The organism is Enterococcus mundtii (assembly GCF_013394305.1).
Classification (GTDB): domain Bacteria; phylum Bacillota; class Bacilli; order Lactobacillales; family Enterococcaceae; genus Enterococcus_B; species Enterococcus_B pernyi.
This window is the reverse complement of record NZ_AP019810.1, coordinates 1,642,072-1,655,245: the sequence shown is the minus strand read 5'-3', so window position 1 is coordinate 1,655,245 and position 13,174 is coordinate 1,642,072. Positions and strand designations below refer to the sequence as shown.

Below are 13,174 nucleotides of genomic sequence, written 5' to 3'. Positions count from 1 at the left end.
ACATCCTAACAATTTATATCCAGACGACATTGTTTAAAAAATAAAAGGGACGATGACGATCGTTCACAAAACGTCGCTCATCGAGTAACCAAAATCCAAGGAGCTAAGCTACTTGTTACAAGTTGTTCCCTTATCCAAATCGGGATACCTAGCAACTTGCATAAAAAAACAACATTAAGTAGATAACTAAACGATAGCCCTGTTAAACAATTGTCCAACAAGGCTATAGAAATGGTATTTATTAGCTTTCAGGAGTTTCAGGAACTTCGATGTCACCTGAAATGATTTTTTCTTTTGCTTCATCTACTGCTTTTTTCGCTTCATCAGAAAGTTGGCCTTCAGTGATACCTACACCGTCTTCTTTCAAACCATAAACAGTGTGTTCGCCACCAGGGAAGTCACCCTCTGCTGATTGTTGTGCTAAATCTTTTACAACTGTTCCTACACCTTTAAGTGTTGATGTCAATGTGAAGTTTTTGTCTTCACCATTCAATGTGTAGTTTCCTTCGTCAGATTGGTCACGGTCAACACCGATTACCCAAACTTTTTTGTCGCCTGATTCATTTAATGATTTTGCTTCTTGGAAGACACCGTTACCTGTACCACCTGAAGCATGGAAAATGATGTCAGCGTTTTGTGCGTACATACCTTGTGCGATTGAACGTCCTTTATCTGGAGCTGAGAAATCACCTGCGTATTGGTTCAATACTTCGATGTCTTTATTCAACGCTTCAGCGCCTGCTTTAACTCCGGCATTGAAACCAGCTTCAAAACGGTCGATTACTTCCCCTTTAACGCCACCGATAAATCCAACCACATTTGTTTCAGTTGTGTAAGCTGCTGCAACTCCAGCAAGATAAGAAGCTTCGTTATCTTTGAATGTTGCTGAAACGACGTTGTCTTTTCCTTCGATCACATCATCAATGATTGCAAAGTTTGTTTCAGGGTTACTTGTTGCTTGTTCTTCGATTGCAGGTTTCAATTTAAAACCAATCCCAAAAATTGTCTTGAAGCCAGCGTTTAACGCTTGATCGATATTTGGAATATAATCTGATTCATTGGCAGATTGGAAATATTGGAAGCCATCGTTTCCACGTGACAAGCCTTCCTCTTTACCCCAATCTTCTAACCCTTCCCAAGCTGACTGGTTGAATGAACGGTCGTCGACGCCACCTGTATCTGTAATCAATGCTGCAGTTGCTGTTCCTGATGCACTGTTTCCACCGGTTGAATCAGTAGAATCTGAACCGCCGTTACCGCATGCGCTTAAAAGTAAGCCTGCTGATAGTGCGATAGCACCTAAACCAAATAATTTTGCTTTTTTCATTTCTGTAAAGCCCCCTAAAAGTAGTTGTTTTTTCAACAGTCAGCTGACTGAATTGAACATAATTTATAAATCTTTTTCTGAAAATGCGTAAGGTAATAACTCTCTTACGGTCATCGTTTTCGTCACACCATTGTCGCCAACCAACGTGACTGGCATCTCTGGCTCACAAAATTCTGCCATTACTTGGCGACAAGCACCACATGGAGAAATCGGCTCAGGTGTATGACCTGCAACGACTAGATGTGTAAAGTCCATTTTTTTTTCAGATACTGCTTTAAAAAACGCAGTACGTTCTGCGCAATTCGTTAAGCCAAATGACGCATTTTCGATATTCAATCCTTGATAGGTTTTCCCAGATGCTGTCACTAAACAAGCACCTACTGGAAATTTGGAATAAGGCACATACGCTTTATCCAAAGCGTCGATAGCGATATCGATCCATTCTTGTTTGATTTCTGACATCTTTTTCTCCTTAGAATATTAATAGCCTTCGCCAGTTGAACCGGACATGATTGATACACCAGCACTTGTACCGATTCGTGTTGCACCGGCTTCGATCATTGCCAGGGCTTCCGCTTCATTGTGGATACCTCCTGAAGCTTTGACGCCCATTTCTGGACCAACCGTTTCACGCATCAAGCGGATATCTTCCACTTTCGCGCCACCTGTTGAGAAACCAGTAGATGTTTTCACAAAATCAGCTCCTGCAGCTTTCGCTAATTCACAAGCTTTGATGATTTCCGCTTGTTCTAACAAGGCTGTTTCAATGATTACTTTAACTAACGCGCGATCTTTAGCAGCTTCGACTACGGCTTCGATATCTTTTTTCACGACATCGTCTTGTTCAGATTTCAAGGCACCGATATTGATGACCATATCCACTTCATCTGCGCCATTTTCGATCGCATTCTTTGTTTCAAATGCCTTTGTTTCGGCCGTATTTGCTCCTAATGGGAAACCAATAACGGTACAAACAGCGACTGGCTCACCTTGTAATTCCTCTTTCGCCAAGGCAACCCATGTTGGATTGATACATACTGAATAGAAATGATGTTTTTTTGCTTCCTCAATAATGCGCATCACATCTGCTTTTGTTGCATCTGCTTTTAGAATTGTGTGGTCGATCATTCGATTTAATTCCATGTCTCTTCTCCTTCTACTCTGTAATGATGTCATGAATCAGGATAGGCTTCTCCGCCGTATCACCGATTTCAATATTTTTATATAACAAGTCGATCACTGGCGAAATGTCTTCTTCATTACTATAGATCGTCAATAGCGATTCGCCAGCTTCTACTTTATCACCGATTTTCTTATTCAATCGTAAACCAACAGCATGATCAATCGAATCTTCTTTCGTTTTACGTCCTGCACCAAGCATCATTGCTGCGATCCCTAATTCGTTCGCAACGATTTTTGTCACGACACCTGTTGTCTTCGCTGGCAGTTCATAAATATAACGAGCAGTTAACAACCGCGCAGGTTCATCGACAACTGTTGGGTCGCCCCCTTGGTTCTGGATCATTTCTTTGAATTTAGCTAAAGCTTTCCCTGATTCAAGGGCTTCTTTTAGCATTTCGCGCGCTTCTTCGATCGATGCCACTTTTTTGGCTAAAACGACCATTTGACTACCTAAAGCATAGCACATTTCAACTAAATCTTCCGGTCCGTTCCCTTGAAGTGTTTCAATGGCTTCAACGACTTCTAAGCTGTTGCCGATTGCTTCACCCAACGGTTCAGACATATCAGAGATCACTGCTACTGTTTGGCGACCGGCTAATTTGCCGATCCGTGTCATGGTCTTCGCCAAGCGTCTCGCGTCATCGATATTTTTCATGAAGGCACCGTCACCCGTCGTCACATCTAGCACGATCGCATCCGCTCCTGCAGCGATTTTCTTACTCATGATCGAACTAGCAATCAATGGGATCGAGTTGACCGTTGCCGTCACATCACGCAAGGCATACAATTTTTTATCTGCTGGAGCGAGATTGCCCGATTGGCCGATCACCGCTACTTTACTTTCGTTCACGGTGCGGATGAATTCTTCATCTGATAGTTCGATCCGAAATCCAGGAATAGCTTCTAACTTATCTAATGTGCCACCTGTGTAGCCAAGACCACGCCCTGACATTTTTGCCACAGTTGCACCTACACTTGCTACTAAAGGTGCTAAAATCAGGGTAGTTGTATCCCCCACGCCTCCGGTAGAATGCTTGTCGACTTTGATCCCATCTAAGGAACTTAAATCGATCACATCGCCAGAATGAGCGATTGCCAACGTTAGATCAGTGATTTCTTCATCGGTCATATCCTGATAGAAAATAGCCATCAATAATGCGCTGATTTGGTAATCAGGAATGTTATCATTTGTGTAGTTCGTGACAATGTACGAAATCTCTTCCTTTGATAATTGGTGTCCATCTCTCTTTTTTTCGATCAAATCGACCATCCGCATGCCGTAATCCTCCTCGTTCTTCATTCGGTATTATACAGGAATTTCGAAAAAGGTAAACCACTTTAGTAAACCGGTTTACTATTTCCCTGCAATGTATCTTACCAACTTTGTAAACACTTACATAAGCAATATAACGCCCTACTAGACCTTTGTCAATGTTTTTACGCTCTCACGAATAATTAATTTTGTTTCAAAGACTTTGTTCGGAACTTTTCTTTGTGGAAATTCAATCGTGTCAATCAAAAAGCGAGCTGCATAAAAACCGATATCGAAACTCGGTTGCTTGACCGTTGTCAACTTAGGGATCATATACTCAGACAATTTTAATCCATCAAAGCCGATGACCGAAATATCCTCTGGAATACGCTTGCCCATTTCATCGATTGCTTGGTAACAACCAATCGCCATGGCATCATTCCCACAAAATACCGCCGTTACATCTTTATGACGTAACAAGCGCTTACTTGCTTCGTACCCTCCTTGGACAGTCAGGTCTCCTTCTTCTACAAACTTACCGTTGAACGCCAGTCCATGATCTTTTAGTGCATGACGATAACCATTGAATCGCTCTTCTAACTGATAATAGCCAGTTGTCTCTTTTAGCATACCAATTTTAGTATGACCATTTTTGATCAATAACGAGACAGCTTGATAAGCGCCTTCATATTCTTTCACGATCAAGCGACCGTTATCTCGACGATTCAACCCACGATCGATCAGGATGATCGGCATGTTGTTATAAAAACTACTATCAAGTGCATACTCTTGAGGCAACACATTCGGCGTCGCTAACAATAAACCATCTACGGATCGATGAGAAAGCTCCCTTAAATACTTCAGTTCATTGTCTTGACTATGTCTGGAGTTACAAAGAATGATGACATATCCTAAGGGGTTTAAATAACTTTCAACCCCTTCGATCACTTTAGAAAAGAAGAAATCCGTCACATCTGGCACGATCATGCCAATCGTTTTTGAGTGACGATTGATCACATTGGAAGCAAAATAATCTGGCTTGTAATGATGTTCATTTACGATCGACAACACTTTTTTTCGTGTCTTTTCACTAAAACGGCTGCCTTTATTATTTAAAATCTGTGACACAGTCGTCACTGAAACACCTGCCATCTCAGCAATATCTCGAATTGTCAGTTTCACTTTTGTTCCCCCTTTATATATGTAAATTCCCTAACAGTGTACCAAATGGTTTTCGAAATGGATAGAGGGAAAAAAGGCTTGGTCAAAAGTAAATGAGTATCATATAGAGATTCACTAGATAAATTTTATAACAATGTCTTATGTTTCGTGGTTCACTCTCATTTCCCCTCATCCTACTTTATTTACCCATCACCGATGACGATTCGTTTATTTGATGTAGTAACATCTATACTCTAAAAATCGACCGCCCCACCCTAGTGTATGTAAATTGCTCTGATTTTATAGACTTTTAAAAAAGCTCGACGTGCTTTTTCACTGTTATTTTAGATATGTAAAAGCATTAAATAATATGTTATTTTTCTATCTTGCATTCCTTATTTTTCACTTTATTTGTCCTGTCATTTTCCTTCCACATCCATTGAGCAACTTCTTGTACAAACAAAAAAAGTCAAAGAAATACTGCTTATTTCTTCGACTGTTTCGTTGCTTTTATTCAGTTGCTTTCAGTCTTCTTTCACACTTCGGATAATATAATAGCCTTTATCTTTGATCACGATTTCTGCGTTCCCAAATGTTTCTTGCATTTTCTTTTGTGCGCTAGGTGCCCCTTGTTTTTTCTGAATGACGATCGTTAAAGTACCGCCCGTACGTAAACGAGGATACGCACCTGTCAAGATTTCATGTACGACTTTTTTGCCTGCACGAATCGGCGGATTGCTGACAATTGCAGCGTAATCTGTTTCTGTCACCTCTTCATAAATGTTTGACTGGTAAATCGCTACATTTTTGATTCGATTTCGCTTCGCATTTCCTTGGGCTAAATCAACCGCTCTAGCATTAATGTCTACCATCTCCACGAAACGTTCACTCGCATAGGCAAGAGAAAGTCCGATTGGACCATAACCACAGCCAACATCCAAAATTTTGCCATCTGGTAGCTGTGCCCATTCAAAGGCATCGATCAATACACGTGAGCCATAATCAACTGTTTCACGTGAAAACACACCCGAGTCCGTCACGAACTGAAAAGTTTTCCCTCTTAGCTCAAATGACCATTCGTCAAACTCATGAGCAATCTCTGGGTGTTCGGAATAATAATGATTCGTCATAGTTTCCATCCTTCTTATCTGTTAGTTGTTCATAGTCTAACGTGTTCCATGAGAAGGTGCAAGCGAAACTGTATGTCTTCGATTGTCTTTTACAAAATCAAGCGAATTAATGCAATACAGAAGGAAAAATCACATCCCTTAACATTTCTCTATTTGTCCTTTTTCGGTATTTGCGTAATCTGTTTCGTGAAAGTAGGAACAGGGTACATCGAACGAGCATAACCCTTGATATTATCGCCTTTATGATGACAAATCGTGAGAGAATCATCCAATTAAACAAATGAGCATTATTGACTCTTACTTCCGCTGACCGATATGATGTGGATGAAAAAATAATCATATTAGGTGAGGTTACTCTGAAGAACATAGGTTATCGCTCGGAAATGTCGAGAGACAGTAACGAGTAAAGCAGGGATTGTCGAATTAAGGCTTTTCCAAGATAACTAGAACTTGTTTCTTACGTCTCAGAAAGTCAAAGCTCAATTAACGTGATTACAATTTCGCACCACAATTGCAAATTACACGTTCCAATGTTTATTTGAGTACGCCGACCTTTATGTATTGAGGAGGTTTTTTTAGGTTGTCAGCAAAAATCGTACCACCGAGAAAACGATGACCAACGCTTGACGTAAAAATGGCTGTCTTGGTATCCTATTGCTATTTTCAACTATTTCGATTTCCTTACTTGGTTGAGATTCGCTTCATCCACTACAACAAATCAATGACTGTCCTCCCAGCAAAAAACTTATTAATGACCAACTCACATCCAATCTCATAGTGATTTATTTCACAGAATGTTAAGGATTGTTTAATCTCTATGTGTGTTTCACGATAACTATTGTTTTTTTAAGAGGCCCATGAGACATTTAAAAGGAGAATAAAATGATAAAGGAGGCATAGCTGTATGTCGATCGAAAAATTAGAATATTTCTATATGATTGCCCGTTTCAACAGCCTCTCGCAAGCTTCAAAAGAGCTACATGTTAGTATTTCTTCGTTAAGTAGTTCTTTAAAAAGTTTAGAACAAGAAATCGGGACAGATTTGTTTGAACGTCACGGGAAAAAGATCATATTGAGTACCCATGGAAAATCAATCCTTCCTTCCGTAGAATTGATTTTGGCGGAAGCGAAGAAACTGAATATCTCATTAAATGAATCAGTAGACTATCCTTCTTTGCGTGTCGGTACAAGCGATGCTTCGTTTATCTTTGAAGCAAACAAATATCCAATCCGGCATCAAAACTTTACGATCGACTACCGTTATATTCCTTCATTGGATCTGCTAAATAAACTAAGCCAGAAAGAAATCGACTTTGCCATTACTTCTGCTACCTTAGATCACCCTAAATTTATTCAAACAAGGTTAGCCACTTTGGAACTTAAAGTAGCAATCAGTAACTATTTTGTAAAACCAGATGGGATATTATCCGCGGAAGTACTAGAAGAGTTACCTTTTATCTTTTTACTCGACCATGTAGAACATCAAGTGATTACGAAAAAAGTAGTCAAGCAGCTGATCAATGAACCAAAATATGTCGTCTGTCCAGATAGTTTAGGGGCAGCGAAAATGATTACAGAAGGAAAAGGAATGCTATTAGCCAATACCTTTGTGCAAGAACTTTTAGCTATTGAACCTGTTTGTTTTGTCTCTCTACCAACATTTCCAACCATTCATTTTTATCTTTATAAAAACAGTGAATCAGAAAATTTTTACTTCTATCCAGAGGTTGAAAAAGAAATCCAAGCGATTTTTAATCAAACATGTCACACTACACAAATGATGGACTCTGCTGATACTGGCACCTATTACTGCCAAAACGATAAATACTGAAATCAAAATAAAACAAGTATTTCAATGTCGTAAATGAACACCGATAAGAGATCCCAGAGAGATTAATCTTCGAAAAGTAAGGCGGCATCCACTGAATTTGTTCTTCAAATTTTGGTGGGTGTCTATTTACTTCCCAAAATGTTACTTCTATTCCTGCCATTTCAGCTAACTTTGAGTTAAACTGTTACTTTTTTCTTACACAATCCTCTATTCTCCTCGCCTCTTTTCAGTTATCAAAAAAGAAAGAACGCCTATTCTTCCATCCTCTGATATGAGAAAAAACCAATTAGTTTCTCGCCTAAGTGGTAGGGTTTGACACGCATTTATGTTAAAATAGGTCCATTGATGGGAGAATCTAGGAGGCTATGTATGAATGATCCAATGAATTATTACCGTGTGGCAAGAGAAGAGTGGCGCGAATTTTACCGAAATGGTCAAGCTCCATTGACACAAGATGAACTAGATAGTATAAAAAGTTTGAATGACCGTATTTCCATGCAAGATGTTCGCGACATTTATGTACCACTTGCGCACTTGATTTTTCTGCATATGAAAGAGTTTGAATCCCTCTCTCTGAGCAAAGGGTTATTCCTTCATAAATATACTCAAGTCCCACCTTTTATTATCGGGATTGCCGGAAGTGTCGCAGTTGGTAAAAGCACCACCGCGCGCTTATTGCAAATGATTTTGTCTCGGACATTCAAACGAAGAAATGTCCAGCTGATCACCACAGATGGTTTTTTATATCCGAATAAAGTCTTAAAAGAACGTGGTATTATGGACCGGAAAGGATTTCCGGAAAGCTATGACATGGAAAGGTTGATCGATTTTCTTAATCAAGTGAAATCCGGTCAAGAAACAACCAAAGTTCCCGTCTACTCTCACGATGTCTATGATATTATTCCCGATGAATATGAACTGATCCAACAACCGGACATTTTGATCGTCGAAGGAATCAACACGCTTCAACTACCAGCTAATCAACAGATTTACGTCAGTGACTTTTTTGATTTCTCTGTCTACGTTGATGCAGATTCTGAATTGATCGAAAAATGGTATTTGGATCGCTTTGGTGCGTTACTTGATACAGCTTTTCAACATCCACAAAACTATTACTACCAATTTGCCATTGGTAATCGTGAAGATGCATTTAAAATGGCAAGAGATGTATGGAAAAATGTGAATTTGAAGAATTTAAACGAATATATCTTGCCTACTCGTGGAAGAGCCGATATAATTCTCCATAAAACTGAAAATCATATTATCGATTCGATTTTCATGCGAAAATATTAGCATTTTAAAATAGTTCAACTATTTTGAGATAAATTTTAAAGGGATAGGGGTAATAAATGTGACGAACGTTGCCGATATGACAAACGTTGAAAAAATCATCGTACTAGATTACGGTAGTCAATATAATCAATTGATTACACGACGCATCCGTGATTTAGGTGTTTTTTCTGAATTATTGAGCCACCGTATTACAGCTAAAGAAGTGAAAGCTATGAATCCGAAAGGGATCATCCTTTCTGGAGGACCAAACAGTGTCTATGATGAGAATGCTTTTGGCATTGATCCTGAAATCTTCAATTTAGGCATTCCAGTGTTGGGTATTTGTTATGGTATGCAATTGATCACGTACAAACTTGGCGGTTCTGTTGAGCCTGCGAAAAACCGTGAATACGGCAAAGCATTGCTTGAAGTAACAGCCGATGATGCGGCACTATTCAGCCAAACACCGAAACAACAAACCGTTTGGATGAGCCATGGGGATCTAGTAACCAAAGTACCAGAAGGTTTTGAAACTGTTGCTACAAGTAGCGATTGCCCAATTGCATCGATCCAAGACAAAGAACGTAACTTCTACGGTATCCAATTCCACGCAGAAGTCCGTCATTCAGAATATGGGATCGAATTATTACGTCATTTTGCTTTTGACATCTGTCACTGTGAAGGCAATTGGACAATGAACAATTTCATCGACATGCAGATCGAAAAAATCCGTGAACAAGTTGGCGATAAAAAAGTCTTACTTGGTTTATCTGGCGGAGTGGATTCAAGTGTCGTTGGTGTCCTTTTACAAAAAGCGATCGGTGATCAATTAACATCGATTTTCGTTGACCATGGTCTATTGCGTAAAGGCGAAGCGGATCAAGTCATGGAAAGCTTAGGCGGAAAATTCGGCTTGAACATCATCAAAGTAGATGCAAGAGAACGTTTCTTAAATAAACTTGCAGGTGTCTCTGATCCTGAAGAAAAACGTAAAATCATCGGTAACGAATTCGTATACTTATTTGACGACGAAGCAACAAAGCTTGCCGGCGAAGAAGGTGTGTCTTTCTTAGCACAAGGAACACTTTACACCGACGTAATCGAAAGTGGAACAGAAACTGCCCAAACGATCAAATCACACCACAACGTAGGTGGCTTGCCTGAGGACATGCAATTTGAATTGATCGAACCATTGAACACATTATTCAAAGACGAAGTCCGCGAACTAGGGACACAGCTTGGTATGCCTGACTCAATCGTTTGGCGCCAACCATTCCCTGGACCAGGTCTTGGTATCCGTGTCTTAGGTGAAATCACTGAAGAAAAATTGGAGATCGTCCGTGAATCAGATATGATCTTACGCGAAGAAATCGCCGCTGCCGGTCTTGACCGTGACATCTGGCAATACTTCACTGTTTTACCTGGTATCCGTTCTGTTGGTGTCATGGGCGACGGTCGTACGTATGACTACACAGTCGGTATCCGTGCGGTCACATCGATCGATGGTATGACAGCTGACTTTGCACGTATCCCATGGGATGTGCTACAAAAAATCTCTGTACGTATCGTCAATGAAGTCGCACACGTGAACCGTATCGTGTACGATATTACCTCTAAACCACCAGCAACTGTGGAGTGGGAATAATAACAAACAGCCAACAAACTCTTTTAAATCAGTGTTTGTCGGCTGTTTGTTTTTTCATTATCACACTTTTATCACAGTTAATCGTTATTTCATTTCTTACATCTTTGGCAAAACTCTTTTTGATAATTCAGTATTTATATGATTATCCAGAAGTACCTAAAGTAAATTGAATGTCTTTATAGTCCCAGTGATCCTCAATTAATACTTAAGACTAATGAGTAGTTAATGTACTAATAAATTTAGTGAGAAAAAATTTCACTACTTTTCTAAATGATAGTGCAGTGCATGTTCCAGAATTGTTCCCGTTTTCACCCACGCTTGTAATGATTAATCCACAAAAAATATTGGTGTAATATTGTAAATAAGTTCAAACTTCCTTAAATCGCTTTTAAAACGTCTGGATAAGCTATGAGAACCTACCATTTTTAACCCTTGAAAATACTGTAACAAGTCAGCAACTCGTCCAGATTCTTCTGTTAAATGATTGAAAAGTAATTTATAAAAATTATAGTAAACTCCTGTATCTCCAAAAAATAAAAGACTATGACGAACATCACTTATCTTCTCTAAATATTTTTTAGCTAAATTTGATTCTTTGCGTTCGAGCATTAATAAAAAAGCATTGTTATACATACCAAGTAATATTGAATGAAAAATCTCAAAATCTTTATTTTTTTCTATTTTCCTTTCAATATCTGCTAACCGACCTTTTATATAAGTTGTTTCAAATACAAATAAAAGTGTACTAAAGGTTGCTATTTCAAATCTACCCCATTCATCAACAGCTTCCAAATAATTTTTTAGCTTCAATAAATATTTTTTATCAGAATTACTTAATTTTCTTTCGCTATCTACTAATTGGTACCACTCCACTGTCTTAACAACTAAATAATTCCTAATATCTACTATATCATTTGTATCTCTAGCTTTCTCTCGAAGTACTCGCAATGTACGTTGGAAATTTAGTTCATCTTTCCTAATATTCTTTACTAATTTCTTTAAGCTCCAATTCTTTTCTCTTACACTATCCTTGTCTAGGTAAAAAATAAACTCATCTAAATTTAAATTCCTTTTTTCCAGTAATCCAATTAAAATAACAAACGGAATATTTGTTTTGCCATTTTCGTATTTCACATAAGTTTCTCTGGTTGTTATTTTATCGGATAAATATTTTTGAGAAAGACCTCTTTCTACACGAAGTTTTCTCAATAGCTCATAAACCTCCATACATCCTCCGTTATTTTATTTTTTTTGATGTGAAAATTTTGACCATAATTTAAATTCCTTTTTCTTTGCTACTATAATACCATATGTGAAGAATAAAATAATAAGGTGGTGAAAATATGTTTGATTTTTTAATGCAACTATTCAGAGAGTGGTTCATTGATGTTCAATAATCAATGAATTACCTTGTAAAACAGAAGAATTTGAACTGATGACTGATGGATTAATATATCGATAATTTTCAGGAAATTAAGAGCAACTCCAATGGTTATGTAAATTCAATTTGTAAGGAGAATATTTATATGAAAAAATTCAAGTTCCTAACATTATTACTGACAGTTATTACGTTAGCTTCTTTTATAGTACCTTCAATGACAAGTATTGCTAAAGCATCAGAAATCAAAAATACTAATGAATTATCTAAAACCAAAGAATCAATCATGCAAGAGATTAAAAAAATGGGAGTTGACTTAACCTCACTTACTGATGAACAGAATACATTAGTAGATAAAATGGTAGAAACCTCTCAAAATACTTTTGAAGTAAGCCAAATCGAAAAAGAAAATGTAACCAACTATTTTTCAAAAGATTTAGCGAACAATAAAGTACAGCTGCACATCGATAACACCTACCTAGACAAAGCAAAAATAGTTGTTGTACAAACGATAGATAAAATAACAAATGAAGAATATTATGTAATTACTCTCCCTGTTGCTAGTGAAGACTATAGTTTCATTAGTAATGTTACTGCAACTTATTCTTCAAATGGAGAATTGAAAGCACTTCAAGAAACTTTGATTACTAAGTCACAAAAAAATACATTTGAAATTCATTCTTATTCAAACAATAACTTGGTAAATCATGAAATTTTAGATGATACATTCGTTTCTAACGAACAAATCAAAAATGACATTCAAAATGTTACAAATGAAGTACTAGAAAATTCCAACAAAAGAGGAGCTGTGCAGATAATCGCTTGTCTTGTTGTTGTTTTGGGTGTTAGTTATTATTTAGCAGGAGTTATTCTTGCAGCTTGTAGCGCTTTAAGTATTGCCACTTTAGGCACTGCTTGTGCAGCTTGTATCGGTGGATTTTGTGCATTTGCTGGTGTATCGTTGACAACAATCGGCGGTTGTTTCAAACTCTAAAT

11 protein-coding genes and 1 riboswitch are annotated in these 13,174 nt (G+C 38.1%); of the genes, 4 read left to right on the top strand and 7 right to left on the bottom strand.

Translation table 11 applies throughout. The annotated features are described in order from the left end of the window. Window positions 1-241: 241 nt before the first annotated feature. From HZ311_RS07840 to HZ311_RS07815, 6 genes are all read right to left on the bottom strand, one after another. The gene (locus tag HZ311_RS07840; protein ID WP_010734487.1) at window positions 242-1,327 is read right to left on the bottom strand and encodes a BMP family lipoprotein; all 1,086 of its coding nucleotides are present in this window, start codon (window positions 1,325-1,327) and stop codon (window positions 242-244) included. Between the two features lie 63 nt (window positions 1,328-1,390). Then, window positions 1,391-1,789, bottom strand: a complete 399-nt coding sequence (locus HZ311_RS07835; protein WP_010734488.1) for a cytidine deaminase — start codon at window positions 1,787-1,789, stop codon at window positions 1,391-1,393. A gap of 18 nt (window positions 1,790-1,807) precedes the next feature. Continuing rightward, window positions 1,808-2,470 carry a deoxyribose-phosphate aldolase gene (gene deoC, locus HZ311_RS07830; protein WP_023518895.1) on the bottom strand — a complete coding sequence of 221 codons (663 nt, stop codon included), beginning with the start codon at window positions 2,468-2,470 and terminating at the stop codon, window positions 1,808-1,810. 13 nt (window positions 2,471-2,483) lie between these two features. Beyond that, a complete protein-coding gene (locus HZ311_RS07825) occupies window positions 2,484-3,785 on the bottom strand; it encodes a pyrimidine-nucleoside phosphorylase (RefSeq protein ID WP_023518894.1) in 1,302 nt (433 codons plus the stop codon). 141 nt (window positions 3,786-3,926) lie between these two features. After that, the gene (locus HZ311_RS07820) at window positions 3,927-4,943 is read right to left on the bottom strand and encodes a LacI family DNA-binding transcriptional regulator (protein ID WP_010734491.1); all 1,017 of its coding nucleotides are present in this window, start codon (window positions 4,941-4,943) and stop codon (window positions 3,927-3,929) included. A gap of 503 nt (window positions 4,944-5,446) precedes the next feature. Continuing rightward, complete coding sequence (locus tag HZ311_RS07815; protein WP_023518893.1) at window positions 5,447-6,052, bottom strand: class I SAM-dependent methyltransferase; 606 nt, start codon at window positions 6,050-6,052, stop codon at window positions 5,447-5,449. A 330-nt stretch (window positions 6,053-6,382) separates the two neighbouring features. After that, a riboswitch (M-box (ykoK) riboswitch) is annotated at window positions 6,383-6,550 on the top strand. Between the two features lie 406 nt (window positions 6,551-6,956). Here HZ311_RS07815 and HZ311_RS07810 point away from each other — a divergent pair. The 3 genes from HZ311_RS07810 (at window position 6,957) to guaA (ending at window position 10,800) form a co-directional block, all read left to right on the top strand. After that, window positions 6,957-7,883 (top strand): LysR family transcriptional regulator, encoded by a 927-nt coding sequence (locus tag HZ311_RS07810; RefSeq protein ID WP_137071895.1) that lies wholly within the window; start codon window positions 6,957-6,959, stop codon window positions 7,881-7,883. 369 nt (window positions 7,884-8,252) lie between these two features. Beyond that, complete coding sequence (gene coaA / locus HZ311_RS07805) at window positions 8,253-9,176, top strand: type I pantothenate kinase (RefSeq protein WP_019723173.1); 924 nt, start codon at window positions 8,253-8,255, stop codon at window positions 9,174-9,176. Window positions 9,177-9,234: 58 nt separating this feature from the next. Next, window positions 9,235-10,800, top strand: coding sequence for a glutamine-hydrolyzing GMP synthase (guaA, locus tag HZ311_RS07800; RefSeq protein WP_023518891.1), 1,566 nt, complete (start codon window positions 9,235-9,237; stop codon window positions 10,798-10,800). Window positions 10,801-11,127: 327 nt separating this feature from the next. On the opposite strand, the gene HZ311_RS07795 is transcribed toward guaA, so the two are convergent. Then, a complete protein-coding gene (locus tag HZ311_RS07795) occupies window positions 11,128-12,027 on the bottom strand; it encodes a helix-turn-helix domain-containing protein (RefSeq protein ID WP_178946569.1) in 900 nt (299 codons plus the stop codon). A 299-nt stretch (window positions 12,028-12,326) separates the two neighbouring features. On the opposite strand from HZ311_RS07795, the gene HZ311_RS07790 reads away from it, so the two are divergent. Beyond that, entirely contained in the window at window positions 12,327-13,172 is an 846-nt protein-coding gene (locus HZ311_RS07790; protein WP_023518889.1) for a hypothetical protein, read from the top strand. Window positions 13,173-13,174 lie beyond the last annotated feature (2 nt).

Bases quoted from the DNA above. Each gene is read 5' to 3' on its own strand.
- coaA (WP_019723173.1), top strand. From the start codon at position 8,253: ATGAATGATCCAATGAATTATTACCGTGTGGCAAGAGAAGAGTGGCGC.
- deoC (WP_023518895.1), bottom strand. From the start codon at position 2,470: ATGGAATTAAATCGAATGATCGACCACACAATTCTAAAAGCAGATGCA.
- HZ311_RS07790 (WP_023518889.1), top strand. From the start codon at position 12,327: ATGAAAAAATTCAAGTTCCTAACATTATTACTGACAGTTATTACGTTA.
- HZ311_RS07815 (WP_023518893.1), bottom strand. From the start codon at position 6,052: ATGACGAATCATTATTATTCCGAACACCCAGAGATTGCTCATGAGTTT.
- HZ311_RS07795 (WP_178946569.1), bottom strand. From the start codon at position 12,027: ATGGAGGTTTATGAGCTATTGAGAAAACTTCGTGTAGAAAGAGGTCTT.
- HZ311_RS07810 (WP_137071895.1), top strand. From the start codon at position 6,957: ATGTCGATCGAAAAATTAGAATATTTCTATATGATTGCCCGTTTCAAC.
- HZ311_RS07825 (WP_023518894.1), bottom strand. From the start codon at position 3,785: ATGCGGATGGTCGATTTGATCGAAAAAAAGAGAGATGGACACCAATTA.
- HZ311_RS07840 (WP_010734487.1), bottom strand. From the start codon at position 1,327: ATGAAAAAAGCAAAATTATTTGGTTTAGGTGCTATCGCACTATCAGCA.
- HZ311_RS07835 (WP_010734488.1), bottom strand. From the start codon at position 1,789: ATGTCAGAAATCAAACAAGAATGGATCGATATCGCTATCGACGCTTTG.